The 26,245-nt window shown below is 66.5% G+C and carries 22 protein-coding genes and 2 pseudogenes; 13 read left to right on the top strand and 11 right to left on the bottom strand.

What is annotated here, in order from left to right; translation table 11 throughout:
- Positions 1-51 precede the first annotated feature (51 nt).
- A complete protein-coding gene (locus tag G6N31_RS15965) occupies positions 52-1,272 on the top strand; it encodes a cytochrome P450 (protein WP_098004213.1) in 1,221 nt (406 codons plus the stop codon).
- A complete protein-coding gene (locus G6N31_RS15960; protein ID WP_234815362.1) occupies positions 1,269-1,697 on the top strand; it encodes a nuclear transport factor 2 family protein in 429 nt (142 codons plus the stop codon). The genes G6N31_RS15965 and G6N31_RS15960 overlap by 4 nt, the downstream gene beginning before the upstream one ends.
- Before the next feature lie 54 nt (positions 1,698-1,751).
- On the opposite strand, the gene G6N31_RS15955 is transcribed toward G6N31_RS15960, so the two are convergent.
- A complete protein-coding gene (locus G6N31_RS15955) occupies positions 1,752-2,000 on the bottom strand; it encodes a hypothetical protein (protein WP_420090835.1) in 249 nt (82 codons plus the stop codon).
- A 196-nt stretch (positions 2,001-2,196) separates the two neighbouring features.
- On the opposite strand from G6N31_RS15955, the gene G6N31_RS15950 reads away from it, so the two are divergent.
- Positions 2,197-2,718 carry an Rv2253/PknI dimerization domain-containing protein gene (locus G6N31_RS15950; protein ID WP_098004138.1) on the top strand — a complete coding sequence of 174 codons (522 nt, stop codon included), beginning with the start codon at positions 2,197-2,199 and terminating at the stop codon, positions 2,716-2,718.
- An 8-nt stretch (positions 2,719-2,726) separates the two neighbouring features.
- On the opposite strand, the gene G6N31_RS15945 is transcribed toward G6N31_RS15950, so the two are convergent.
- The 6 genes from G6N31_RS15945 to G6N31_RS15920 are packed head-to-tail and all read right to left on the bottom strand — an operon-like array spanning position 2,727 to position 10,235.
- Positions 2,727-4,220: an MCE family protein gene (locus tag G6N31_RS15945; RefSeq protein WP_098004137.1), complete on the bottom strand. Its 1,494-nt coding sequence runs from the start codon at positions 4,218-4,220 to the stop codon at positions 2,727-2,729.
- Positions 4,220-5,488: an MCE family protein gene (locus tag G6N31_RS15940; RefSeq protein WP_420090860.1), complete on the bottom strand. Its 1,269-nt coding sequence runs from the start codon at positions 5,486-5,488 to the stop codon at positions 4,220-4,222. Before G6N31_RS15940 ends, G6N31_RS15945 begins: the two co-directional genes overlap by 1 nt.
- Before the next feature lie 5 nt (positions 5,489-5,493).
- Positions 5,494-6,876 carry an MCE family protein gene (locus tag G6N31_RS15935; RefSeq protein WP_163722219.1) on the bottom strand — a complete coding sequence of 461 codons (1,383 nt, stop codon included), beginning with the start codon at positions 6,874-6,876 and terminating at the stop codon, positions 5,494-5,496.
- Positions 6,860-7,963, bottom strand: a complete 1,104-nt coding sequence (locus G6N31_RS15930) for an MCE family protein (RefSeq protein ID WP_098006705.1) — start codon at positions 7,961-7,963, stop codon at positions 6,860-6,862. Before G6N31_RS15930 ends, G6N31_RS15935 begins: the two co-directional genes overlap by 17 nt.
- Positions 7,963-8,982 carry an MCE family protein gene (locus G6N31_RS15925; RefSeq protein ID WP_098006707.1) on the bottom strand — a complete coding sequence of 340 codons (1,020 nt, stop codon included), beginning with the start codon at positions 8,980-8,982 and terminating at the stop codon, positions 7,963-7,965. Before G6N31_RS15925 ends, G6N31_RS15930 begins: the two co-directional genes overlap by 1 nt.
- A gap of 2 nt (positions 8,983-8,984) precedes the next feature.
- Entirely contained in the window at positions 8,985-10,235 is a 1,251-nt protein-coding gene (locus G6N31_RS15920; protein ID WP_234815499.1) for an MCE family protein, read from the bottom strand.
- Positions 10,236-11,163: 928 nt separating this feature from the next.
- On the opposite strand from G6N31_RS15920, the gene G6N31_RS15915 reads away from it, so the two are divergent.
- The 3 genes from G6N31_RS15915 (at position 11,164) to G6N31_RS15905 (ending at position 16,643) form a co-directional block, all read left to right on the top strand.
- Positions 11,164-12,030, top strand: coding sequence for a MaoC/PaaZ C-terminal domain-containing protein (locus tag G6N31_RS15915; RefSeq protein WP_098006713.1), 867 nt, complete (start codon positions 11,164-11,166; stop codon positions 12,028-12,030).
- Positions 12,031-12,128: 98 nt separating this feature from the next.
- The gene (locus G6N31_RS15910; RefSeq protein WP_098006715.1) at positions 12,129-13,301 is read left to right on the top strand and encodes a diguanylate cyclase domain-containing protein; all 1,173 of its coding nucleotides are present in this window, start codon (positions 12,129-12,131) and stop codon (positions 13,299-13,301) included.
- A 45-nt stretch (positions 13,302-13,346) separates the two neighbouring features.
- Positions 13,347-16,643 carry an error-prone DNA polymerase gene (locus G6N31_RS15905; protein WP_098006717.1) on the top strand — a complete coding sequence of 1,099 codons (3,297 nt, stop codon included), beginning with the start codon at positions 13,347-13,349 and terminating at the stop codon, positions 16,641-16,643.
- On the opposite strand, the gene G6N31_RS15900 is transcribed toward G6N31_RS15905, so the two are convergent.
- Positions 16,640-17,278: an SOUL family heme-binding protein gene (locus G6N31_RS15900; RefSeq protein WP_098006720.1), complete on the bottom strand. Its 639-nt coding sequence runs from the start codon at positions 17,276-17,278 to the stop codon at positions 16,640-16,642. The genes G6N31_RS15905 and G6N31_RS15900 overlap by 4 nt on opposite strands.
- Before the next feature lie 53 nt (positions 17,279-17,331).
- On the opposite strand from G6N31_RS15900, the gene G6N31_RS15895 reads away from it, so the two are divergent.
- The gene (locus tag G6N31_RS15895; protein ID WP_098006722.1) at positions 17,332-17,973 is read left to right on the top strand and encodes a nitroreductase family protein; all 642 of its coding nucleotides are present in this window, start codon (positions 17,332-17,334) and stop codon (positions 17,971-17,973) included.
- Between the two features lie 54 nt (positions 17,974-18,027).
- Here G6N31_RS15895 and G6N31_RS27220 read toward each other — a convergent pair.
- Positions 18,028-19,421 (bottom strand): annotated as a pseudogene (locus tag G6N31_RS27220) (IS110 family RNA-guided transposase).
- Between the two features lie 265 nt (positions 19,422-19,686).
- Between G6N31_RS27220 and G6N31_RS15885 the strand changes: the two are divergent.
- Positions 19,687-20,988, top strand: a complete 1,302-nt coding sequence (locus G6N31_RS15885) for an HNH endonuclease signature motif containing protein (RefSeq protein ID WP_163722217.1) — start codon at positions 19,687-19,689, stop codon at positions 20,986-20,988.
- A 15-nt stretch (positions 20,989-21,003) separates the two neighbouring features.
- On the opposite strand, the gene G6N31_RS15880 is transcribed toward G6N31_RS15885, so the two are convergent.
- The gene (locus tag G6N31_RS15880; protein WP_098006751.1) at positions 21,004-21,468 is read right to left on the bottom strand and encodes a tRNA (cytidine(34)-2'-O)-methyltransferase; all 465 of its coding nucleotides are present in this window, start codon (positions 21,466-21,468) and stop codon (positions 21,004-21,006) included.
- 49 nt (positions 21,469-21,517) lie between these two features.
- Here G6N31_RS15880 and G6N31_RS15875 point away from each other — a divergent pair, with 49 nt between their 5' ends.
- From G6N31_RS15875 to G6N31_RS15855, 5 genes and pseudogenes are all read left to right on the top strand, one after another.
- Positions 21,518-22,132, top strand: a complete 615-nt coding sequence (locus G6N31_RS15875) for a class I SAM-dependent methyltransferase (protein WP_098006749.1) — start codon at positions 21,518-21,520, stop codon at positions 22,130-22,132.
- Positions 22,133-22,287: 155 nt separating this feature from the next.
- A pseudogene (locus G6N31_RS15870) lies at positions 22,288-23,244 on the top strand (sensor histidine kinase); the annotation flags it as partial.
- 1 nt (position 23,245) lies between these two features.
- Positions 23,246-23,800 carry a pentapeptide repeat-containing protein gene (locus G6N31_RS15865; protein WP_098006745.1) on the top strand — a complete coding sequence of 185 codons (555 nt, stop codon included), beginning with the start codon at positions 23,246-23,248 and terminating at the stop codon, positions 23,798-23,800.
- Between the two features lie 100 nt (positions 23,801-23,900).
- A complete protein-coding gene (locus tag G6N31_RS15860; protein ID WP_098006743.1) occupies positions 23,901-24,368 on the top strand; it encodes an RrF2 family transcriptional regulator in 468 nt (155 codons plus the stop codon).
- Positions 24,365-25,588 (top strand): globin domain-containing protein, encoded by a 1,224-nt coding sequence (locus G6N31_RS15855; RefSeq protein ID WP_098006741.1) that lies wholly within the window; start codon positions 24,365-24,367, stop codon positions 25,586-25,588. Before G6N31_RS15860 ends, G6N31_RS15855 begins: the two co-directional genes overlap by 4 nt.
- Here the strand turns inward: G6N31_RS15855 and G6N31_RS15850 are convergent.
- Positions 25,585-26,172 carry a TetR-like C-terminal domain-containing protein gene (locus G6N31_RS15850; RefSeq protein ID WP_234815501.1) on the bottom strand — a complete coding sequence of 196 codons (588 nt, stop codon included), beginning with the start codon at positions 26,170-26,172 and terminating at the stop codon, positions 25,585-25,587. The two genes, G6N31_RS15855 and G6N31_RS15850, sit on opposite strands and share 4 nt — an antisense overlap.
- Between the last annotated feature and the right edge of the window lie 73 nt (positions 26,173-26,245).

Genomic DNA, 26,245 nt, shown 5'->3' with positions numbered 1-26,245 from the left:
ACATACTGTTAATCTGTAACATGTGCTGACGAGATGGAGGCTCCCTGCGAGATGACCATCGACCAGACGAGTTGCACTGCCGAATTCTTCGACGACGCCTGCATCCAGGACCCGTATCCGCTGTACGACCGATGGAGAGCCCAAGGGCCGGTCCACCAAGTCGGCGACTCTTCCTTCTACGTGGTGTGCGGATGGGACGAGGTGAACGAGGTCATCACTCACCCAGAAGTGTTCTCGTCGAACCTGACGGCGACGATGACCTACTCGCCTGAGCACGGGGTGGGATCGTTCGAGATGGAAGGCCTCGGCGGGTCGTCGCATGTGCTGGCGACTGCAGACGACCCAGTCCATGCCGTGCACCGCAAGATGCTGGTGCCGCATCTGGCGGCCAAGCGGATCAGAGCTGCCGAAAGCTTCGTGGCGATGACAGCCGACGACCTGCTGGATCGCGGCATCGCCCAGGGTCGCATCGAGTGGATGGGTGCGGTGGCGAATCGCCTTCCGATGATGGTGGTCGCGCGGCTGATCGGCGTGCCCGACCACGACGTCGACATGCTCATCGCGTCGGGGTACGCGACGACCCAATTGCTCGACGGCTTGGTGTCTGCGGAGCAGTTGACGGCTGCTGGTACCGCCGCGATCGAGCTCAGCGGGTACATCAGCGAACACTTCGAGCGTGCGGCGACCGAGCCGGGTGACAATCTGCTCGGTGACCTCGCCACGCTCTGCGCAGCCGGCCAACTCGACGACAACACCGCTCGCATCGTCATGCTCACCCTGTTCAGCGCCGGCGGAGAATCGACCGCCTCGCTCTTGGGCAGCGCCATGTGGTTGCTTGCCGACCAGCCCGACATCCAGCGCCAGCTGCGCCGCAAGCCTGAGCTTCTCGCTGCCTTCATCGAGGAAGCGTTGCGTTTCGAACCCCCTTTTCGCGGACACTATCGCCACGTCGTGTCCGATACATCGCTCGGTGGTGTCCCCTTGTCTGGTGGATCGCGCCTGTTGCTGCTCTGGGGCGCGGTCAATCGCGATCCGGCACAGTTCGAACATCCGAACGAGTTCCGCCTCGACCGTCCGAAGGGCAAGGGGCACATGACGTTCGGCAAGGGAGCACACTTCTGCGTCGGCGCATCTCTGGCACGCCTGGAAGCGATGACAGTGCTGCGCAAGGTCCTCGACCGCACCCGGTGGGTCGAACCGGTGGCGGTAGGACGCTGGCTGCCCAGCATCCTGGTCCGGCGCCTGGATCGTCTGGAGTTGCAGTTCGGGTGAGCACTTCACAGGAGCTGGCCGATCTTGTGGCTCAGGCTGAACTTTCACAAGCCAAGGCACGCTATTGCCGCCTACTGGACACCAAAGACTGGCCCGCCCTCGCCGAGTTGATGACGGAAGAGATCGCTGTCGACTTGGACGCGGGCAATCCCTCCTCGGTGCCCCTCGTGGGACGCGAGAACGTCCTGGCGGCGGTCCAGGCCTCGGTCGCTGACGCACGCACCGTGCACCAGGTGCATGCACCCGAGTTCGAATTCAGCGACGAGGTAGCGCGGGTGATCTGGGCGGTTCAGGAAAGAGTGGTGTGGCAGAACGGAACATCGTTGACGGCGTTCGGTCATTACCACGACCGGTGGGTTCGCCTCGACGGTCGTTGGCGGATCGCCGAGCTTCGGCTCCATCACCTGATCATGGACTTCGGGTGACAGGTGTCGCAGGCCTGCGAGTCGCCGGGCGACTGCTGATGGCGATGGCTGAACCTAGTCGACCTTGGCCCGCCACAACGGTTTTCCGTCGAGTGCCTGACAGAACAGGTAGCGGCCATCGAAGCCCTGTGCAACAGAATTCTCGTACCCCTGGCACAGAGAATTCTCCAGTTTGACCCCGCGCATGGGCAGGGAGCGGAAGTAGCGGGGCTCATATCGCCGCGGGGAGCCGCAGAACACCAGTCGGCCCCATGAGGTCGTTCCGAAGACGTAGTACTCGGTGTTGTCACAGTGCGCACCCAAGGTGACACCCCCTCTGATCCCTGGCGTGCAGAAGGCGTCGTTGCATTCCTGTGCGCGGGCTTCTCCGGCAGACCCGACGGATGCTCCAGCACACAGTGTTGCCGCGACGAGTGCGACAGACGTGGCCGACATCCGCATGGAGGCAGCTTACCGGATCATGCGACAGATAATCAGAGTTTGTTCTATCGTTTAAAGCATGGTGCTGGGGTCCCGGCGGGAAGGCCTCTTGGCGACGGCTGTCATCAGTCTGTGTCTGTTCGGGCAAATGAACGCTCCGGTCGCCCACGGTGTCGACCCCGAACTGGCGTTGAACGGCACGTATGCCGCCGTGTCCATCGGTGAATGGGCGAAGACGAACGAGGTGTACATCGACCAACGGACGGTGCGCAGCACTTGGACAATCGTCTCGTCATGCTCAGATCCGGGTACCTGCTTCGGCCATGTGCACAGCGACCACGGCTGGTCGGCGGAGATCACCCTGCAGTCCAACATGTGGAGCGTGCGTAGAGAGATTCCGGACTGGATGCCATGCCCCGGCGGCGGTGCGTATCCAGGGCGACAGCTGTTTCGCTTCACGCCGGCCGGCCCCGCCGGCCGCCGGGTCGTCGGCTCGCCCGTGCTCAGTGGTGAGGATGTGACGGCTGGACCCGCGGGTGCGTGTGGGGTTGGCCAACCCCTAGTGATCCGGATGCCGTTTCGCCTGGAAAAGGTTGGCTGACAGTCGGTCTAATTCGGCATCAGATCTCGCCACGACTTCGGTGAGGCACCTGTGGCCAAGTCAGACTGTTGGCGGGTGCGACCGTCGGGCGTGACATAGCGTCCCGACGCTGGGTCATACTGCGCGAAGGCCAGCGGACCTCCTGATGCAGCCTGCGGCAACGCATTCGGTGCTGCAGCCGTCGGTCCAGGCGGTGGAGGTGTGCCCTCAACGGGGCCGTAGAGACCCTCTCCCGGCAAGATGCGGTCGTCCGGCGGAATTCCCTGGGCGATGGCGTTCGGGTCGATCGGATTGGGTCCGAGGGCATGCTGGCGCAGGGCCAGCGGCTGATAGCTCTGATCACTCCGACAGATCTCGACGGTCGGGGCCCGCTTCCCCGGATTCTCGAGGCACGGGGTGTTGCGGGCGCCGCGGACAGCGATCGGTGAGTCCTGTGGGAGCTTGCAGAACAGGTTTTCGGGCGTGTCGATGTCGGTGAGGTCCGCCGGTGATCGCCACTGTGAGGCCGGCAGAAAGCCGACGGTGCAGGCGGGCGGATCGCCGCTGGTCGCGGTGAAATCACCCAGCGGCCATCCGGTCGGATTGTTCCACGGCAGAGCAAACCCTTGCAGCGCAGCGATGTACGGCGGGAACAGAACGAGTAGCTGCTCGATCCCGGGCCGATAGGTCACCGCGATCTGACCGACGGTAGTCAAATTTGCCAGCAGCACGGGAAGCGTAGGTCTGACGTCACCGAGCAGACGCGCCGCTTCGTCGGCAGCTCCGGGACCGGCTTGCAGAATGTTCCGCACGGCGGCGTCGTTCTGATCGATCTGGCGGGTTATCCCGGCGAGGTTGCTCGCCCACTGACGCAGGGAATCCGTTGTCTGCTGTTGAGCATCGAGTAGCGGCACACTGTCGTCGGTGAGCACTCTCACCGCATCGGCGTTGGTCCGAAGCGATTCACTGAGCGTGGCAGAGGAGTCGAGGAGCGATCCCAGGTCGAAGTCCGCTCCGCTGAGAGCCTGGGAGGTCTCATCGAGGAGGTCGGCGATCCGGTGCTTGGGAATGCTGCCCAACAGCGCACTCATCTGATCGAGCATCGGCCCGACTTTTTGCGGCACAGTGACGTCGATGGCGGGTATGACAGATCCGTCGCCCAGGTACGGTCCGTTGTCCGTGCGGGGCCGCAGGTCGACGTATTGTTCTCCCACCGCTGACACGCTGCGCACCTCTGCGCTCAAATCGGCCGGGATTCTTGGGGTGGTTTGGAGACTGAGCTTCGCTCTCGGACCTTTCGGGGTCAACTCCAACTCGGTGACCTTGCCGACTTGGACGCCACGCACGGTGACATTGCTGAAGCGATAAAGTCCGCCACCCTCGGGAAGTTCCATCGTCACCGAATACCGTCCGATACCCAGCAGCATCGGCGCCTGGATATAGACAATGATCATCGCCGTGACGGCCAGCACCGAGACGATGGAGAACAGCACCAGTTGAATACGGACCAGTCGACTGAGCATCAGCGTGCGCCCGGGTAGGGCCCCGCGAAGACCTGATCTTGGAGCGGTGCGGGGGTGCCGGACTGCCAATCCCGCGGTGGCGCAATGGGCAGCACCGGTCCGGAGAATGCCGGCGCAGGCTGCGCACCGGCCTCCGGTGGATCGGCCGGCGCTGGCGTCGCCGGTGGGACGGGCTCGGCGATCGTGCCGCCGAGTGGATCGTACGTGTAATTCTCGTGCCAGGGGTCGCCCGGAGCAGGAATCAGCCGCGCTCTGGGTTCACCGAATCGGGTACCGAGCGCCAGCGTCCGCTTGATCCGGGGATAGGTCAGGTCCAGCGTGACGAACAGGTTCATGAAGTCCCCTTTCATCCCGCGGTCGATGACGTTCTGGGTGAATGGAAACGTCGTCAGATATGCGAGCACCGTGTCGAGGTCGGATCCGAGATCGGCGACTGCACCGAGGATGGGCTCCAGGTTCTGCAAGTTCCGGATGAGATCGTCCTGGGTGTCGTTGATCAGTCCCGTGGCGGAGTCGCTGAATATCCGAAGGCGGTCCAAAGCCGTTGTTATCTGCGGTCTTTGCTCGATCAGGACATCTAAGGCAGCGGGGATCCTGCGGATCGCCGCATCGATGGTGCCCGAATTCTCGGCTAGGGTCTTGCTGAGCTTGTTCAGTTCGGCAAATGTGACGACCACGTCCTGGCGCTGATCTGCCAGCACACCGGCGATCTCATCCAGGCGGGTGAGCAGGGTGCGGACCTGTTGCTCGCGTCCGGAGAGGGCAACGCTCGTTTCGTGGATGATGTCGCTGATCTGTCCGAGCCCGCCGCCGTTGACGATGGTCGACAGCGAAGACAGGGTCCGCTCCGTGGACGGAAAGGTCGAGGCCCTTTTCAGCGGGAGTGTCGTGTTCGGCGCAAGGCGACCGTGCGGCTGCTCACCCAGCGGGGGGTTCAGTGCAAGATGCATCGACCCCAGCAAGCTGGTCTGACCGACGGTGGCCACAGCATTCTCGGGTACCACAACATCTGGTTCGACGGACACCTCCACCGTGGCGTTCCAATTGTCGACTGCGAGCTTGGCGACACTTCCGACGGTGACATCAGAGATCAAGACGGGCGAGTTGGGCTCCAGTGTACCGACATTCGCGATCTCGACGAAGTATGTCACTGCGTGTGCGTCTCGGCCTGCCGTCCCGGGCAGGGGCAGCGAATTGAGTCCTTGAAAGGCGCAACTCGTAGCGGCAGTGGCCACGAGGGCGCACAGCGCAGTCCGACGAACAGCGATGACATTCACGGATTCGGCACCTCCGGTCCCGCGGGTGTCGTGTGCGGCAGTGGTGCTTCGGCAGCACCGTGCGGCACCGAGTTCGGCAGGATGAGACTGTCGACTGTTGCGAGGGCGGGTGGGGGACCGTAACCGGGGGGTGGCGGCACGTCCCCGCTGCCAGTGTATGCAGACACCGCAGGCGGAGTCTCCGCCGGTCCCGCGGGCACTCTTGCCCCGCCGGGAGCCAACCGCGGATCCGAGTACACGAGGTTCTGCGGTTGGGCCACCGCGCTGAGGAGCGGATTGAACGGGATCGGCAGATAATTGAAATTCGCCAAGCGCAATGCCGGACCGAGGTACTCGGCACACAACCGGGCAGTCTCAGGGGCCGTGGCGTTCTCGACAGCGCCGATCCCCGAGCAGAGAAACTGGACGGGATTGGAGAAGTTCTGGAAGACGAAGGAACCGACGAATGTCCCGGTGTCCGGGTTGTACATGTTATAGGTGTTGGCTATCGCGGAGGGCGCCCCGTGCAAGATGTTCTCGACTGAAGTCCGCTGTTCGACAAGCACCGCGGTGAGGTCGGCAAGGCGTTCGATCTGCTCACTGGTCTGGGTTCGACTTCCTGCAATGAATCGTTTGGCGTCGTCGATAGCGCTGGAAAGCGTCGTCAGTGCAGAATCGAGATCGCTTCTGCTGTCGTTGACGACGGCGGTCAAGGACGCGAAGCGATCCTGAAACTGGACTATTTGAATGTTGCTGTCGCGCAGCGCCGAGACGAAGCGCTGCAGGTTGGTGACTATGTCGGCCAGGTCACCGCTGCCCTCGGCGAAGATGCGACCTGCCGCCGATAGCTGTGCGAGTGTCTCGCGAAGCTTGGCACCGTTGCCGTCCATCGCATCCGCTGCGCTGTTGATGAATCGCGATACCGAGGTCTGATCGTCAGGCGAGGTTGGGCCGAGATCCTCGGTGAGCCGCGCCAACTGCTCTTTGACCTCATCCCATTCCACCGGAACTGCCGTGCGCTCCAGCGGAATGACACCACCGTCGGGCATCGTCGGTCCCTGGGCATCGTAGGCCGGTGCCAGCTGCACAAAGCGGGCGGCGACGAGATTGGGGGCGACGATGATCGCTTGGGCGCCGACAGGTATCGGTACGTCCCGGTCGATCTGCATCGCGATTTTGGCCTGCGTCCCTCCGGACTCGATCGAGGTGATGGTTCCGACCTTCACTCCGAGGACGCGGACGTCGTCGCCGGGGTAAATGGCAGTGGCGGACGAGAAGTACGCAAAGATCGTCGACGGAGCGAGCAATGTCTGACGCACCAGGAACGCCGAGGACGCGACGATCAGCACGACGAAGGCCGCAGCAGCCCCGGCCATTGCGCGTCTACGGATTGCCGTCATGGGGAAGATCTCCAGGTTGCGGAATGCCGTTGACCGGGAAAGGCAGCTCTGCGCGGGGACCGGCGTTATCCGGCGGCTGGCCGGCGTTGACTCCCCGACGGAACCCGAAAGCGTAGTCGAGGAAAGGTTGCAGGAACTGCGATGGGATCAGGTTGGCGACAAACGCGTTGTAGTAGGCACCAGATGCGATCGTTTCGCCCTGCGTGCGCTGAAACTTCTCGAGCCCGGGAAGCGCTGCGGCGATATTGTCACGATTCTTCTGCAGCATGGCGTTGACCGAGTTGAGTTTGTCCAGCATCGGGGTCAGTTCGGCTTCGTTGTCAGCGACCAGGCCGGAAATCTGTTGAGAAACAGCCGATGTATTAGCGAGCAGATTGGCGATTGCTGCCCGTCGGTCGACGAGCACCGCCATCAGATCGTTGGCGTTGAGGATCAGAGTATTGACCTGTTCGCTTCGATCTGAGAGCACCCGTGTGACGTCGGCCGAGTTCGCCAGAAGCAGTGCGATGTTGTCGTTGCGCTCGTTGAGCATTCGTGACACGCGCGTCAGCCCTTCGAACGTAGGATCCAACTGCGGGGCGATCTGGTCGAACGTCTGCGCCAGCACGTCCAGAGACTGATTGACGTTGGCGGTGTCGGTCTGGGCAATCTGCGACGAAAGATCACCCACTGCGTCATTGAGCGAGTAGGGAGATGAGGTGCGTGTCAACGGAATCTCGGTCGAGGCATCCAGAACACCGTCGCCGGCTGATTGCAAAGTCAGTGTCCGCTCCCCGAGCAGCGAGCCTGTCCGGATGTGGGCGGTGGTGTCGCGCCCGAAGGTCACGGTGGCATCGGCGGTGAAGCCGACTCGGACTCGATTTCCGTCCAGGGCGACGCTGGTGACGTGACCGACCTTGGTGCCGGAGACCACAACGTCGTTGCCGGCTTGCAAGCCGCCGGCTTCTGCGAACAGTGCTTGGTAGCGGACGTCGGTGGCCAGGGATAACAGCCGTTCCGGTTGCAGGCCTACCAAAATGATCAGCACGGTGACGAGGATGCCGATGAAGCCGGCTCTGAAGAGGTGCTTGCCCTTGTACTTCAACATCAGGAATCTGCGCACCTTCCGGCACCCTGGTTCTTGACCCAGGGGAAGACCGCGGTTTGTCCTTGCAGATCGCTCACGCGCAGTGTGATGCCGCAAAGGTAGTAGTTGATCCAACTGCCGTATGCGCCGAGTCTGACCAACTTCCTGAAGTTGTTCGGCGCCTTCTGCAGGGCGATATCGATCTTGTCTTTGTCCGCATCGAGGGGCACTGAGAGACGACTCAGTTGGTCGACCGTGGCCGCTAAGGGCGGCCGTCCATTCGTGAGCAGATCGGTCAGAGACGCCGTGCCCTTCTCCAGTGACTCGATGGACGCGCCGATCGGATCGCGGTCGGCGGCAAGTCCGGCAACGAGTTCGTCGAGGCGCTCGACCGAGTCGGAGAATTGCCGGCTGTCTTTCGCCAGCACGGACGTCAGGTTGCGAAGGTTGTCGATGACCTGCTGAATGACGTCGCTGTGATCGGAGAGAGTGGAGGTGAATGTCGACGTTCGGGACAGCAGCGATTCCATCACGCCTCCCTGGCCTTGGAGCGCCTGCAGAAGAGACGACGTCAGTATGTTGATGTCCTGGGGGTCGAGACCCCGGGTGAGGGGCCGCAGGCCGCCGAGAAGCAGGTCGAGGTCCAGTGCAGGTGCGGTGCGCTCGGCGGGGATCTGTGCGCCTGCCGGCAGGGTCTGTGTGGAGCCGGGTGAATCGAGCAGTTCGAGATACCGGTCACCCACCAAGTTGAGGTAGCGAACCTCCGCGCGGGTGCCGGCTGTCAGCACCACCTTGCGCTCGGCGTCAAAGGAGACCAGGACGGTCTTGTCGGAGCGCAGGCGAACGTCGTTGACAGTTCCTACGCGCACGCCCGCTACCCGGACCGAATCGCCGCTTTTCAGGCGGGCGACATCGTTGAACACCGCGGAGTAATTGTTGGTGTCCCCGGCCCGGTAGTCGGCGAACATCATCACCAAAAATGCTGTCAGCAGGCTCATCACGGCGGCGAAGGCGGCAAACTTGATGCTTGATCCACGCATGTCTACCCCGGCATTCCGATCTGCGAGGAGTTACGGGGAGGCCCATCGATGGGTCCGAAGAGGAGCTGCTTGAGCCCGTCGGAGTTCAAGACGATGCCGTCGTTCCCGTACCGCCAACGGTTTCCGCCGATGTCGGTGACCAGGAATGGTGAGATCTCCTCCGGTTGCAGAACCGGCATACCGACCTTCTCACAGTTCGATCCACCGCTGGCCGCAACTTTGGGAAGGTCTCCCGGGTAGCGGTATCTCTCGATCCCCCAGGTGAATCCGATCGACACCATGATTCCGGGTTCCGGTAGCGGGATTCCCTGAGTGAAAGGCACCAGCCCCTGCAACGTGCAGTCGACGTTTTGGCGGTACTGGTGGAGCAGGTCTGTCGTCGGCACGAGAATGTGGAGAAGATCGGTCAGTGGCTGCCGGTTCTCTGTCAGCACGGCGGTTCCGATGTTGCCGAATCCGATCGCGCTGACCAGAAGTGCGTCGAGATTGTGCTGCTGACCGACGAGTGTCTCGCTGATCCCGGTCGTCCGCTCGAGCACCTCGATGAAGTCAGGTGCGGCAGTGGCGTAGGCCGATACCACGGGCGGCAGAGCCGACAGATCACGGCGCAGATTGGGGACGCTGGGCTCGAAGCGTGTCAGGAAGGCATCAAGGTCGGCAAGCATCTGGTTGATCTTCCGGCCACGGCCGTCCAGTGCTCGCGAGAGCTGACCGAGCGTCTCGTTGAGCTGGACAGGGTCGATGGTGTCGAGCAGATTGGTCAATCGTTCGAATACGGTGTTGATCTCGACGGTGACGCGGTCACCTTGCAGCACTTGACCGGCGGCGAGAGCAGAGGATGCCGGCCGCGCCGGTGGAACCAGATCAACGAACTTCGCGCCGAAAACAGTCGAGGACGTGATGTCGACCCCGACGTCGGACGGGATCATCGCCATCTGTTGAGGGTTCAGTTCGAGATGCAGCGCCGCTCGTCCGTCCGGCAGGACTTCTATGGAGCCGACCCTGCCGACCGTGATGCCCTGCATCTTGACCTTGGCGTCGGGATTCATCACCAGTCCGGCGCGCTCGGAAAGTACGGTGACTGTGGCCGTCCTCGTAAGATCGCCGCGGAACAGCACCACGGACAGCGCAGTCACAAGCACCGCCGAGGTGATCAAAGCCAGCCCTGCGAGAACACGGACGCGGTTGTTGCTCAACTCGAGGCCCCCGACCTCGCTGCTGCGACCACCACGGTATGCACCGTCGGCACCCACGCCACGAACCGTGACTGCATGAGGAAATCATGCCTCGGGAAAGGCTGTCCGAGGACGAACTGCACCGCGTCCGGCGCCGACGAGAAAATGTCATCGGCGGTCTGCATCGAAACTGAAATATGCTTCGGCAGAGCGATTCCCGTCGACCGCGGCTCAGCTACGGGCGCTGCCGCCTCAATCCAGAATCGCGCGCCGACGTTCACCTCACTTGACCTCGAAGCGCCTGACGATGCAGTCCGGCAACGTCTCGACCTTCCGGCGTAGCGTGACGGCCACGACGGGCGTCATGATGTGGGCGAGCAAACGACCACCCGGGGCCTCAATCCTCTCGCACGCACGATGAACAATATAGCAGTAACTGTTCTATTGACAAGATGCCTTTCGGCGCGGCTGATGCTCCAGTTGTTGCTTCTGACTGTTGCCATCGCAGCCTGCCATTGCCGTCGAGGCCTGCTTGGCTTCACGACGATATTGCACTGACGAACAGGGCTGATCAGGAGATTCGGCGTTAATGAGCCACAGCGAAACGGTCAGCTGATGAGAATAACGACCCGAGTGCGGGGCCGCGGGCAAGTCGGGACAACTCCGGCGGCTCCCGTCAAGCAGCTGTGCAGTGCATGTATCAGTGTTCTACTCCACGCTTGGCCACGTTCGGCGCCGTTTCCCAAGCCGGGGCGCAACGCTGGTTGCCCGGAGTCGCCGGCAGGATTGCGGCGACCAGAAGGCACAAGGCAGTTGCGTGACCGTTGACCGGGTTCGGTCAGGAGGGATTGCGCGGGGCGCAAGGCCGATTCGGCACATCGGCGAGCGCAGCACCGTCATTGTCAAGAGGGCTGTCAGCCGCTCGTAGCGCCTCCGCGATTCCACGCCGCACCAGGACGTGGAAACAGTGGGTCAACAGGGGCCCGCCCCGCGTTAGTCTCACGGCATGCCTCTCGATCCGCAGGCCCTCGGCGCCACCACCGATCCGCAACTGTTCGAATGGACCGATCGCGACACGCTGCTGTACGCGCTAGGTGTCGGCGCCGGCGTCACCGACCTGGCGTTGACCACCGAGAACAGCCATGACGTCGAACAGCAGGTGCTGCCCACCTATGCGGTGATCGCGTGCTCGCCGTTCGCGGCGATCGGCCGGATCGGCAGCTTCGACTTCAGCCGGCTGCTGCACGGTTCGCAGAGCATCCGGGTGTTCGCGCCGCTGCCGCGCGCGGGTCGGTTGAGCGTCGTCACCGAGGTGGCCGACCTGCAGGACAAGGGTCCGGGCAAGAACGCCGTGGTGATGCTGAAGGGCACGGGCACCGACCCGGACTCCGGCGCGACGCTGGCAGAGACGCTGACCACCCTGGTGCTCCGTGGCGAGGGCGGTTTCGGCGGACAGCCGGGACAGCGGCCGCCCGCCCCGGAGTTTCCCGACCGCGCGCCCGACGCGTCGGTCGACCTGCCGACCCGCGAAGACCAGGCGCTGATCTATCGCCTGTCCGGAGACCGCAACCCATTGCACAGCGATCCGTGGTTCGCCCAGCTCGCGGGCTTCTCGAAGCCGATCCTGCATGGCTTGTGCACCTACGGGGTCGCCGGGCGCGCGCTGGTCGCCGAACTGTGCGGCGGCGACGCCACCAAGCTGACCGCCGTGGCGGCCCGCTTCACCTCGCCGGTCTTTCCCGGCGACACCCTGCGGACCACGATCTGGCGAGTGGGCGAGGGTCGAGCGGTGTTCTGCACCGAAGCGCTGAGCCCCGACGATGGTGACCCGCGATTGGTGCTTGACGATGGAGAGGCCGAATTCGAGTCCTGAACAACCCTGGGAAACCGTTTGCTGCGCTGGTAGCGTTCCGCTGTGAGCGGGGGCAGTGATCTGGCTGGGGGAGGCTTTGACGGGGGGATAGAGGTGCGATGGAGCGTTTGCGGGAAGCGTTAGCCGGCGTGGTCCGGCCAGAACTGTGGCGTGCCGATCAGTATTACTGGTTCACTGCCGCGCTGGCGGCTCGCGGCCTGCAGGCCGTGGCCAGCAGGCTGGTCGCGTTGGCGCTGGCCGTGTTCGGCCTGGTTCCCGTGGTGCTGGTCTACAGCCGCCAGACCGCGCAAGGGGTGGCCCTGCAGATCGTGGCGGTGGTGATCGCCGTGGCCGCGCTGGCCGCCGCCGGGATGTGGCTGCGGGACCGTTGGCCGAGTCGGCTGCAGTCACTGTTGTGCGTCGGGGTCGGCTGCGCGGTGGTCGCGCTGATGGCGCTGACCACGGCAAACCCGGTGTTCGGCTTTCTCAGCGCCAGCGTCTTCGTGCTAGTCAGTGTCTACGTCACCTGCTTTCACACCCCGCGCCTGCTCGCGCTGGCCTGGGCGGTGTTGGCCGTGGTCGTCGTCGTGCTGTTCGTCCGGGCCGCGCAGACCGATCTCGCGGTGGCACTGACCTCGGCGGCGGTGGTGATCCTGGTCAACGTCTTCGCGGCGTTCTCCTTCCGGCTCGTGGTCCGGCTCGTCGAGTCCGACGCCGACCACGCCGACATCGAGCAGCTGACCGGTTTGCGGCATCGCGATGCGTTCTACCGGGATGTCGCGACGCTGCTGGCCTCGCGTAGCCGCAGCGATGACCGATACCTCGTCGTGGTGGCGGTGAACATCGACAGCTTCTCGTTGCTGCTGGGCCTGTCCGGTGCGCGCGGGGGCAACCGGGCCCGCGTCGCGGTGGGACAGGCGCTGCGCGAGACGGTTCGACACAACGCGATCGTCGCCCACGTCTCCGACGACGACTTCCTCATCGCCGACACCTTCACCACCGCCGACGCGTCGCCGTTGGTCGAGCGGATCCGTGGCGCGATCGCCGCCACCCCGCAGCGGTTGACGGCCAGCATCGGCGTGGTGTGCACCCCGCTGCCGCCGCTGGCCGCCGAGCCGCCCGACGAGGTACTCGACAAACTGATCGGCATCGCCACCCAGGCCATCGAGCAGGCCCGGATGGCCGGCGGCAACCAGGTGCGCTACGTGCTCCGGCCGACGCTCGAGGACGGCGGGGGCGGGGACGACGACGGCCCGAACGGCGACTGGCCCGGCGAGGACCGCCCCGCCTGATCCCCTTCCCGCCCATATCGAACGTGTGTTCGATACACTGGTCCGGTGGGTTGGCACAACGGTCCGCCGAGCTGGGGCGAGATGGAGCGCGTGCTCACGGGCAAACCCCGTCGGGCCGGCTGGCCGATCGACGAGCAGGTCGGCGACGGCGGCGACAGCCCCGCCTGGTCACGGAAACGCGGCCGTTACGAGTCCATCGGCGACGCGACGCGGCCGGACTCGGCGGTGCCGTATGCCGAGTTGCACGCCCACTCGGCCTACAGCTTCCTCGACGGCGCCAGCACACCGGAGGAGTTGGTCGAAGAAGCCGCCCGGCTGGGTCTGCGGGCTCTCGCGCTGACCGACCACGACGGCCTCTACGGGGTGGTGCGATTCGCCGAAGCCGCCAGGGAACTCGAGATGGCCACGGTGTTCGGCGCCGAGTTGTCGCTGGGCGGGGGCAGCCGCACCGACGACCCCGACCCGCCCGGCCCGCACCTGCTGGTACTGGCCCGCGGACCGGAAGGCTACCGGCGGCTGTCGCGGCAGTTGGCCGCAGCGCATCTGGCCGGCGGGGAGAAGGGGGTGCTGCGCTACGACTACGACGCGCTGACCGAGGCCGCCGGCGGGCACTGGCAGATCCTCACCGGCTGCCGCAAGGGCCACGTCCGCCGTGCACTGGCTATGGACGGGCCCGACGGGGCAGCCGCCGCGCTGGCCGACCTGGTGGACCGCTTCGGGTCCGAACGCGTCACCGTCGAACTCACCCACCACGGCCACCCGCTCGACGATGAACGCAACGCCGCGTTGGCCGCGCTGGCGCCCCGGTTCGGAGTGGGCGTGGTGGCCACCACCGCCGCGCATTTCGCCGAACCCGGCCGGGGTCGGCTGGCCATGGCGATGGCGGCGATCCGGGCCCGCAACTCGATGGACGACGCCGCGGGTCACCTCGCCCCGCTGGGCGGGTCGCATCTGCGGTCCGGCGACGAGATGGCCCGCGTGTTCGCCCACTGTCCACAGGTGGTGACCGCGGCGGCCGAGCTCGGGGAGCAGTGCGCGTTCGCACTGTCCCTGATCGCGCCGCAACTGCCGCCGTTCGACGTCCCCTCCGGTCACACCGAGAACAGTTGGCTGCGGCATCTGGTGATGACCGGGGCGCGGGAACGGTACGGTCCCCCCGCGCACGCGTCCCGTGCCTACGCCCAGATCGAGCACGAGCTGCGGGTCATCGAGCAGCTGAACTTCCCGGGCTACTTCCTGGTGGTCCACGACATCACCCGGTTCTGCCGGGACAACAACATCCTGGCCCAGGGCAGGGGCTCGGCGGCCAACTCGGCGGTCTGTTACGCGCTCAAGGTCACCAACGTGGACCCGGTCGCCAACGAGTTGTTGTTCGAACGGTTCCTGTCCCCGGCCCGCGACGGCCCACCCGACATCGACGTCGACATCGAATCCGACCTGCGCGAGAACGCCATTCAGTACGTCTACCAGCGCTACGGCCGGGAGTACGCCGCGCAGGTCGCCAACGTGATCACCTACCGCGGCCGCAGCGCGGTGCGCGACATGGCGCGCGCCCTGGGGTATTCGCAGGGTCAGCAGGACGCGTGGAGCAAGCAGTTCAGTCAGTGGGGCAGGCTGACCGACGAGACCCACACCGAAGGGATCCCCGAGCAGGTGGTCGAGCTGGCCAAGCAGATCTCGAACCTGCCCCGGCACATGGGCATCCACTCCGGTGGCATGGTGATCTGCGACCGCCCGATCGCCGACGTGTGCCCGGTCGAGTGGGCGCGAATGGAGAACCGCAGTGTGCTCCAGTGGGACAAAGATGATTGTGCGGCAATCGGTCTGGTGAAGTTCGACATGCTGGGCCTGGGGATGCTCTCGGCGCTGCACTACGCCATCGATCTGGTGCGCGAGCACAAGGGCATCGAGGTCGACCTGGCCAAGCTGGACCTGTCCGAGCCCGCGGTGTACGAGATGCTGCAGCGCGCTGATTCGGTCGGGGTGTTCCAGGTGGAGTCGCGCGCGCAGATGGCCACGCTGCCGCGGTTGAAGCCGCGGGTGTTCTACGACCTGGTGGTCGAGGTGGCGCTGATTCGGCCCGGGCCGATCCAGGGCGGGTCGGTGCACCCGTACATCAAGCGCCGCAACGGACAGGAGAAGGTCACCTACGAGCATCCGTCGATGGAGTCCGCGCTGCGGAAGACATTGGGAGTGCCGTTGTTTCAGGAACAGCTGATGCAGCTGGCCGTCGACTGCGCCGGTTTCTCCGCCGCCGAGGCCGACCAGCTGCGCCGCGCGATGGGCTCCAAGCGGTCGACGGAGAAGATGCGCCGGCTGCGGGGCCGGTTCTTCGACGGGATGGCCGAGCTGCACGGCATCACCGGCGAAGTGGCCGAGCGCATCTACGAGAAGCTGGAGGCGTTCGCCAACTTTGGTTTCCCGGAGAGCCATTCGTTGAGCTTCGCGTCGCTGGTGTTCTATTCGTCGTGGTTCAAGCTGCACCACCAGGCGGCGTTCTGCGCTGCGCTGCTGCGCGCCCAGCCGATGGGTTTCTACTCGCCGCAGTCACTGGTGGCCGACGCGCGCCGCCACGGCGTCACCGTGCACGGACCCGACGTGAATGCCAGCCTGGCCCACGCCACGCTGGAGAACCGCGGACTGGATGTGCGGCTCGGCCTGGGCAGCGTCCGCCACATCGGTGACGAGCTGGCCGAGCGGCTGGTGCAAGAGCGAGAAGCCCACGGCGCGTTCCGAACCCTGCTCGACCTGACCGGTCGGGTGCAGCTGACGGTGCCGCAGACCGAGGCGCTGGCCACCGCGGGAGCGCTGGGGTGTTTCGGCATCACCCGCCGCGAGGGGCTGTGGGCGGCGGGTGCGGCCGCCACCGAACGCCCCGACCGGTTGCCGGGCGTCGGGACGGCATCGCACATCCCGGCGCTGCCCGGGATGAGTGAGTTGGAGCTGACGTCGGCCGATGTGTGGGCCACCGGGGTGTCCCCGGACCGCTTCCCCACGCAGTTCCTCCGGGAAGACCTCGCTGCCATGGGGGTGGTGCCCGCCGACCAGCTGTTGTCGGTGCCCGACGGAACCCGGGTCCTGGTCGCCGGCGCGGTGACCCACAGGCAACGGCCGGCCACCGCGCAGGGGGTCACGTTCGTCAACCTCGAGGACGAGACCGGGATGGTCAACGTGCTGTGCACACCGGGAGTGTGGTCCCGGCACCGCAAGCTGGCGCAGACGGCGGCGGCGCTGGTGGTGCGCGGTGTGGTGCAGAACGCCACCGGCGCGGTGACGGTGGTCGCCGACCGGATGGGTCCGCTCACACTGCGGGTCGCGTCGAAGTCGCGGGACTTTCGCTAACTGCGCGTGACCGGCAGCACCACCTCGTTGCGCCGCCGGAACGGCAGCGTGAAGGGCGGATCGTAGAACCACGACATCGGCTCGCCCGCGGGCTGGTAGCCGCTGCCGCTCAGCGCCTCGCGCAGCAGACCGACGCGACGCGCCACCTCCGCGGGGCTGCGGTCTCCGCTGAACCGCAGCACCGCCACGGTCTCGCCGGGTACCTCGACGAGCTGGACCCGCTCGTCGTTCGGTTTGGGCAGGGTCTCCATCGTCCACTTCGACGGCATGAAGAACCGGATCGTCGATGGACCGCCACCGGTCTGCTGGGCCACCGGCGCGGTCATCGCGATCTTCTGACCGGATGAGCGCTGGGTCACCGGCGCGGTCATGTCGATCTTTCGTCCGCCGTCGTTGCCGCCGAAGATGTAACCGGCGAGCCGGCGGAACCCGACGTTGCGGGCGGCGTCCTCGTCGGCGGCCACCGTGGTCTCGGCGGCGATGCGGTCGTTATAGCGGCGGATTTCCACCTTGGTGCCGTCGCGGTCGACGGTGTCGAGCACGGTGAAGCGCGGCTCCTCGGTTCCCCAGCGCAGCCCGACGACTGATCCAGCGAACTCCAGGCCTTGCGAGACAACCTCTTTGATGTTCAGCACACCTCCTGTCTACCCCAACGGTGGCCTCCTCACGCGGCGGTAAGCTCGGCCAGGTGACGCTGAACCTGACTGCAGACGAGGTCCTGACCACCACCCGTTCGGTGCGCAAGCGCCTCGACTTCGACAAGCCGGTGCCCCGTGAGGTGCTGATGGAGTGTCTGGACATCGCGCTGCAGGCGCCGACCGGCTCGAACAACCAGGGCTGGCAGTGGGTGTTCGTGGAGGATGCGGAGAAGAAGAAGGCGCTCGCCGAGATCTACCGCACCAACGCCACGCCGTATCTGAACCTGGAGAAGCCGACCACCGGTGACATCCGCGACGAGCAGCGTCCGCGGGTGGAGGACTCCGCGCGCTACCTCGCCGACCACTTCCACGAAGTGCCCGTGATGTTGATCCCGTGCCTGGAGGGCAAACCCACCGAGACGCCGTCGGGGCAGAGCGCCGGGTACTGGGGGTCGCTGTTGCCGGCGGTGTGGAGCTTCATGCTGGCGCTGCGGTCCCGCGGTCTGGGTTCGGCGTGGACCACGTTGCACCTGCTCGGGGACGGCGAGCGCCAGGCCGCCGACCTGCTCGGCATTCCGTTCGACAACTACAGCCAGGCCGGGCTATTCCCGATCGCCTATACCAAGGGCACCGATTTCCGCCGTGCCCGCCGGCTGCCCGCCGAGCAGCTGACCCACTGGGACAGCTGGTAACTCGTCACGCTTGGGCGGCCCGCGCAGGGGCCGGAATTGAGTTCCTAACGGATGTCAAACGGCGTGTTGGCTCGTAGGCTCGTGTTTGGCGGGCCTGGATGTTGGAGCGCTTGGCGACTCCTGTGACTCCTGGCCCGCCGCCTGTTTGCGGCGGTCGCGCATGCGTTGGTGACGGATGTTGTCGCGGCGCCGGGGTTGGATCTGGTAGCGCTCTTTGACGATCTTGCGGCCCTGAGCGTCGGTGATCGGGGTGCCGTCGACATCGCGTAGGACGTAGGGCTGGCCGTTGCGCATGCAGGTAGCGATCCGGGTGACCAGCAGGGTGGCCAGGTGGCAGATCGCCGAGTCGTGGTGGCGGTCGCCGGTCATCAGTCGCTGGTATTTCGCGGCGATCTGCGGGTCGATCTTGCGGGCTTGATCAGCGGCGGTGTATAGCATTTCGCGCAGCAGGGGGTCGCCGGCCTTGGTGATCGAGGATTCGACCTTGCTCAGCCCGGACTGGCTGACCTTGGGGACCAGTCCGGTGTAGGCGCGGATCGCGGCCAGTGAGGTGAACCGGTGAGGATCACCGATCCGCCCAGCGATCACGGCGCTGATGACCGGTCCGACACCGGGAGCAGAAGCCACGATTGCCTTGGGGTCGGCGTCGGCGTAGAGGTTCGCGACCCGTTCATCGATCTGCTTGATCTGCCGGGTCAAAAACAGCGCCTGTTCGGCCTCGTGGGCGATGTCGTCGCCCAGTTCGGCGAAGTTCATCCCGTCGGGTCCCCACAGCATGAGGGTTTCCTTGGCTGCGACGATGAGTCCGGCGGCGTGGTCCTCGCGCCACGCGCCGCGGGACCGGGCGATCAGAAACCGGCTCAGACGTCCCTGGCCGAGTCGGATCACCGTATTCGGGTCGGCGTAGCGGGCGAGGAACTCCAACGCCGCGTTGCCGTAGTTCGAGCCGAGCACCGCATACCACGCTGGCCCGAGGAGCTCGACGAGCGCATCGAGCCGTGAATACACCGCCACCCGGCGTTTGATCATGGTGGAGCGCTGTCGGACCAAGCGCCGCAACGGGTCTGCCGGTCCCTGGCCGGAATACTCGCGCAACCCTTCGGGATGAAGTAGCGGCAGCCGGGCCAGCAGCTCGGAGTCGATGCGATCGTTCTTGGTGTGCTTGGGTAGTACTTGCGCAGATCCGCCGATTGGGTGGTAGGCACCATCACCACCCGGGCGCCGCGGCGGCGGAACCACTCGGCCAGCACGATCCATGCGTTACGGGTCGGCTCGACCACCACGGTCACGTCCGTGGCGTCGGCCAGGAACAGATCGGCCCACAACCGCTCCAAGTCCGCCGGCCGGGTCGAGAATTTCCGGCCCCGCCATACCGTGGTCCCGTCGCGGGCCAGCGTCGCTTGATGCGCCGCGCGCACCGCTACGTCGATTCCTAATGTCCATGCCATCGTTGTGTGCTCCTGTCAGCCATCAATCCCTATTCACCCAGGTGGCTGACCATCGCGGCTGTGGCCCAGACATTCCCTAAGCAGGAGTCCACACCGACCGGCTGGCTCCAAGTTCCCGAACAAGGACACCGCTCGACCAGCCACCGAGCTCGCGAGCGGACCACTCAAATCTCAGGGATCACCACGCGTCCCAGTCGGACGTTCGGCCCGCCCGCGAACTCACACTCCAAAGCTAAATGTCGGACCCTGCTGCTTGTATGGGGTCATGTCTTCCACCGCGCTGTTGGCCGATGACGAGGTCGAGCCTGCGTCGAGTCGGGCGGCTCGGTTGGATGCGTTGTTCGACGAGTTGTCGGAGTTGACGGGTCAGCGCAATGCCATCGATGGCCGGATTGTGGAGATCGTGGCCCAGATCGACGGGGACCGGTTGTGGGGCAACACCGGGTGCCGGTCGATCGAAGCGTTGGTGGCGTGGAAGATCGGGTGTTCGCCGAACAACGCCGAGACCGTGACCGCGATCGCCGACCGGCTGGCCGAGTTCCCGCGCTGTGCGGCCCTGTTGCGGGAGGGCCGGTTGTCGTTGGATCAGGTCGGGGTGATCGCCCAGCGCGGCGGGCAGGGCTCCGATGCCCACTATGCGGGGTTGGCCGAGAACATGACGGTGGCGCAGTTGCGCACGGCGGTCAAGGTCGAGCCGCAACCGGCGCCGGCGCCGCGCGGTGAGCACCAGCGCGGGATCAGCAAGACCACCAAGGGTGAGTTGATCCGGTGGACGATCACGCTGTCGACCCTTGAGTCGGCGACGTTCGAGGCCGGGCTGGCGTCCCAGCACGACGGGCTGATCGCCGAGTGGAAACGCGACCACGCCGGTGAGGACTCCGCCGACGCCGCCCCTCGCGATGATGAGGACGAGGACGAGGATGCGGTCGGTGTGCGGCCGCCGATGCCGACGCGGGTGGATGCGTTCACGGCGTTGGTCGAGGCGGGGTGGGACGCCGATGTGGCGGCCCGCCCGCACGGGCAGCGCACCACCGTGGTGGTGCACGTCGACGTCAAGGACAAGGTCGCCTCGCTGCATCTGGGCCCGCTGCTCACTGATGCCGAGCGCCGCTATCTGAGCTGTGATGCCACCTGCGAGGTGTGGTTCCAACGCCACGGCGAACCGATCGGGTCCGGGCGCAGCACCCGCACCATCAGCCGACGGTTGCGCCGCGCCCTGGAGCACCGCCATCGCACCTGCGCGGTGCCCGGGTGCGGGGCCACCCGCGGCCTGCACGCCCATCACCTGCAGCACTGGGAGGACGGCGGAGCCACCGAGCTGGACAACCTGGTGCTGCTGTGCCCGTGGCATCACCGCCAACACCACCGCGGGGTCATCACCATCACCGGACCCGCCCCGACCATCACCGTCACCGACCGCCAAGGCCGACCGCTACGCCCCGGCTCCCTGGCCCGCCCACCCACCCAGCCACCCCCCGACGTCCCGCCCTATCGCGGCCCGACCGGCGAACGCGCCGGCTGGAAGTGGTACCACCCCTACGAGCCACCGCCACCCACCGCCAACTAGGCCGGGTGGACGTCATCACACCGCGCCGGCGAAGCCGTGCTGGCGCCACGCCTCGTAGACCGCGACCGCGGCTGCGTTGGACAGGTTCAATGAACGTCGTCCGGCGATCATCGGGATCCGCACCTGCGCGGTGATGCGCGGATCGGCCAGCGTGGCGGCGTCGAGCCCGGTCGGTTCCGGCCCGAACAGCAATACGTCGCCCGGCCGGTAGGCGACGTCGGCGAACGACGTGCCGGCGTGGGCGGTGAACGCGTACACCCGCGCCGGGGTGAGCGCCGCCCACGCGGTCTCCAGGTCCGGGTGCACGGTGACCGAGGCCAGGTCGTGGTAGTCCAGACCGGCGCGGCGCAGCTTGGGTTCGGACAGGTCGAAGCCGAGCGGCTCGACCAGATGCAGCTCGCATCCGCTGCCGGCCACCATCCGGATCGCGTTGCCGGTGTTGGGTGCGATGCGCGGCGAATGGAACATCACACGGAACACAACACGACCTCTCGTCAGGCGGCAGCGCACGGTTGGGGACAATGCTCGCATGGCCGAGCAGAGCCACTGGATGCGCAAGGTCGAGGCCGACCCCGGGCATTCGCAGTGGTACATCGAACGATTCCGGGCGATGGCGCGCGAAGGCGCCGACCTCGTCGGTGAAGCCCGCCTGGTCGACGCGATGGTGTCGCGCGGTGCGCGCATCCTCGACGCCGGCTGCGGTCCGGGCCGCGTGGGCGGCTATCTGGCGGCGCAGGGGCACCAGGTGGTCGGCGTCGACGTCGACCCCGCGCTGATCGAGGCCGCCGAACAGGATCACCCCGGTCCCCGGTGGCTCGTCGGCGACCTCGCCGAACTCGACCTGCCGGCGCGCGGCGTTCCCGAGCCGTTCGACGTGATCGTCTCGGCCGGAAACGTGATGACGTTCCTGGCCCCGAGCACCCGGGTCGCGGTGCTGAGCCGGTTGCGGGCGCATCTGGCCGACGACGGCCGCGCGGTGATCGGCTTCGGAGCGGGCCGCGACTACCCGTTCGCCGACTTCTTCGCCGACGTCGCCACCGCCGGGCTGACCCCCGATCTCTTGCTGTCGACCTGGGATCTGCGCCCGTTCACCGACGACTCCGATTTCCTCGTCGCGATCCTCCGGCGCGAGACGGCGTCATGACCGCTCCGTCCGGCAACCGGCGGTGGACGCTGTCCAACTGGCCGGTGCGCATCAAGGTGTTCGCCATCGTCGTCGTACCGCTCACGCTGGCCTGCGTGCTGGGCGGCGCGCGGATCTACACCGGTATGACCGCCGAGGAACCCGACGCCGACACGCTGCGCGATGTGGTGGTGGTCGGCGTGGCGATCCTGCTGACCCTCGTGGTGGTCACCCTGGTGGCGCGGTCGCTGATCCGTCCGCTGCACATCCTGCGCGACAGCGCCCTGACGGTGGCCCGCGAGGACCTCGCCCGCGAGTTAGAGGAGGTGCGCAGCAGCGGCAAACCCCTCGCGGTGCAGCCCATCCCGCCGCAGACCACCGAGGAGATCGGTCAGGTCGCTCAGGCCGTCAGCGAACTCCACGAGCAGGCGGTGGCGCTGGCCGGCCAGCAGGCGCGGCTGCAGCTGCAGGTGACCGACATGTTCGAGACCCTGTCGCGGCGCACCCGGGCGCTGATCGACGAGCAGCAGGGGCTCGTCGACGAGTTGCAGCGCGAGGAACCCGATCCGGCCCGCCGCGCCGACCTTCGTCGCGTCGACCACCTGGCTGCCCGGATGCGTCGCAACGCGGCGAACCTGCTCGTCCTGGCCGGCGCCCGGATTCCCCGCGAGCAGGACGATCCGGTGCCGCTGACGGTGCTGGTGCGCGCCGCGGCCGCCGAGGTCGAGGACACCGAACGCGTGACCGTCGGGCTGCCCGGCACCATGGTCGCCGGCCGGGTGGCCGGGGACCTCATGCACCTGCTGGCCGAACTGCTCGACAACGCGTTGCGCTACTCGCCGCCGCAGTCGCAGGTGCGGGTTTCGGCCGTACACACCAACAACGGCGGACTGGTGATCGAGATCAGCGACGTTGGCAGCGGCATGAGCGAGTCCGATCTGCGGGTGACCAACACCCGGTTGCGCGCGGGCGGCGAGGTCAATCCGTACACCGCCCGCCACATGGGCTTCTTCGTCGTGGGCCGGCTGGCTGCGCTGCACGGCTTCGTGGTGCGGCTGCGCAGCACGGTGGCCGGCAAACCCGAGGCCGGTGTCACCGCCGGGGTGTACGTCCCGGCGAAATGGCTGGTCGGTGATGGACCCGCTGGAAACTGACCGCGAGTACACCGGAAACGATTTCCGCGACGAGGACCTCAGCCGGCTGCGCACCGAGCGGGTGGTGTTCACCGAATGCGACTTCTCCGGGGTGGACATGTCGGAGTCGGAGCACGTCGGCTCCGCATTCCGGAACTGCACCTTCCGCAGGACGTCGCTGTGGCACAGCGTGTTCCGGCACTGCACGTTCCTCGGGTCGACGTTCACCGAATGCCGGATGCGTCCGCTGACCCTGGTCGAGGTGGAGTTCACGCTGGCTTCCCTCGGCGGCGCCGACCTGCGCAAGGTCGACCTGTCGGACTGCCGGCTGCGCGAGACCAGTCTGGTCCACACCGACCTGCGGGAGGCGCTGCTCGCCCGGGCTGATCTGTCCGGCGCCCGGGTGCAGGGCACCCGGCTCGAGGGCGCCGATCTGCGCGGCGCGCGCGTCGACGCGTCGCTGTGGACGACCGCGCAGCTGCGGGGCGCCAAAGTCGACGCCGCCCAGGCGCTGGCCTTCGCGGCGGCGCACGCGCTCGACATTTCCGGTGCGTGAAAACGCAAAAGAGCTGGTGGAAAAACCGCACGTGGCGGGGTGTTTGACGGCACAGCGCTAAAAGTCGCATCTGTAATGCGCAATTACTAGCGTCGGTCGTGTGCAGCTCACCCGGTTCACCGACCTCGGCCTTCGGGCCATGATGCTGCTCGCCGCGGGCGAAGCAGACGAACAGCGGGTCACGACGCGCTCGATCGCCGTGGGTGCCAACGCCTCGGAGAACCACGTCGCCAAGGCGGTGTCCCGGCTCGTCGAACTCGGCATGGTCTCGGCCCGCCGCGGCCGGGTCGGGGGACTGACCCTGACCGAGGCGGGACGCGACGCGTCGGTCGGCTGGCTGGTCCGCCGCCTCGAGGGCGACCGCGAGGTCATCGAATGCGGCGGCGAGAACCCGTGCCCGTTGGTCGCGGCCTGCCGGTTGCGCCGCGCGCTGGCCGACGCCAAAGAGGCGTTCTACCGCGAACTGGACCGCTACACCGTCAGCGACCTGGCCCGCGCCCCCGCGCTGGCGGTCCTGCCCCTGATGTCCCCGAGTGTCACCCCGTTGAATGAAAGGAATCCCCGATGACCGTCATCGCCACTCCCGTTGAGCTGGAGGCCGCGCACGCCGAGGTGGTGTCCGCGACGCTGCCGCTGATCGGAGCGCACATCGACGAGATCACCACGGAGTTCTACCGCGGGATGTTCGGCGCGCATCCGGAACTGCTGCGCAATCTGTTCAACCGCGGCAACCAGGCCCAGGGGGCGCAACAGCGCGCGCTGGCGGCGTCCATCGCGACCTTCGCCACCCACCTGGTCGACCCGAACCTGCCGCATCCGGCCGAGTTACTCTCCCGCATCGGGCACAAGCACGCGTCGCTGGGCGTGACCGCCGACCAATACCCGATCGTGCACGAGCACCTGTTCGCCGCGATCGTGAAGGTGCTCGGCGCCGACACCGTCACCGCCGACGTCGCCGCGGCATGGGACCGGGTGTACTGGATCATGGCCGACACGCTGATCGCGCTCGAACGCGACCTGTACCGGGCCGCGGGTGTGGCCGACGGCGACGTCTACCGCAGGGCCCGGGTGGTGGCCCGGGTCGACGACCCATCCGGAGCGGTGCTGATCACCGTCGCCGCCCAGGACCGCCCGTTCTCGGCTTTCCTTCCCGGTCAATACGTTTCGGTGGGCGTGACGATGCCCGACGGCGCCCGGCAGCTGCGCCAGTACAGCCTGGTCAACGCCGCGGACGGCGGCGAGCTGACCTTCGCCGTCAAGCCGGTCGGGGCGGTCGGCGCGCAGCCCGCCGGTGAGGTGTCGAGCTGGATCGCCGCCAACCTGTGCGTCGGCGACGTCCTCGACGTCACGGTGCCCTTCGGCGACCTGCCGGCCCCCGACGGCGCCGCGCCGCTGGTGCTGATCTCCGCCGGCATCGGCGTCACCCCGATGATCGGGTTCCTCGAACACCTGGCCGCGCACGCGCCCGACGCCCGGGTGCAGGTGCTGCACGCCGATCGCAGCGACCGGAGCCATCCGCTGCGCGAGCGCCAGCACGAGCTGGTCGACGAGCTGGCGCACGCGACGCTCGACGTCTGGTACGAGGACGGTCTGACCGCCGGCATCCCCGGCGTGCACGCCGGCCTGATGAACCTGGCCGACATCGACTTCGCCGACGACGTGCAGGTCTACCTGTGCGGTGGGAACGGTTTCGTGCAGGCGGTCCGGGCGCAGCTGCTGGGCAAGGGCATCACCGCCGAGCGGGTGCACTGCGAGCTGTTCTCGCCCAACGACTGGCTGGTGGACTAGCCGGCAGCGATCGCGCGCGTCACCAGGTCGGCCACCGCACGGCAGTACGCGGGGTCGACCGGCGCGTCGCGGTAGAGCGCGAAGGTGTGCAGGGGCGACGTCAGCAGTTGCAGCGCAACGATCGGCTTGACGTCGTCCCGCAGCTCACCTCGGTCGGCGGCGCGGCGGAAGATCACCTCGATGACTTCCCGGCGCGTCGCGTAGAACGCGATCCGGGTGTCGGAGTCGACGACCAGGGACTTGCTGTCGATGACCAGCATCCGCGCGATACGCCGGCCGACGGGCTCGTTGAGGTAGCCGGCGAGCGCCAGGGCCAGTTCGGTGAGGTCGCCGTGCAGGGAGCCGGTGTCAGGTGGGGTGATCATCATTTGGCTGTAGCTCGACAATGCGTCGATGATCAGCTGCTGCTCGCCGTCCCACTGCGCGTGCAGGAAGTCCGGGTCGAGCCCGGTGCGCAGTGCCACCCCCTGGATGCTGAAGCGGTCGACGCCCCACTGCTGCAGTTCGGCCAGCGCGGCGTCGAGGGCCTTCTCCCGCGCCACTGCGTCTTCGACCACGTCCGACCCCAACCCGATCAGCGTCACTTGGTGAGGATACGAAATCTGGCACATCGTGCCGCAAACTCCCGGAAAAACGGCAGTCTTTTATTGACGATGA

It is taken from the genome of Mycolicibacterium duvalii (genome assembly GCF_010726645.1).
Taxonomy (GTDB): Bacteria; Actinomycetota; Actinomycetes; order Mycobacteriales; family Mycobacteriaceae; genus Mycobacterium; species Mycobacterium duvalii.
The sequence above is the reverse complement of the archived record's forward strand: the minus strand, read 5'-3'. Positions and strand labels throughout refer to the sequence as shown.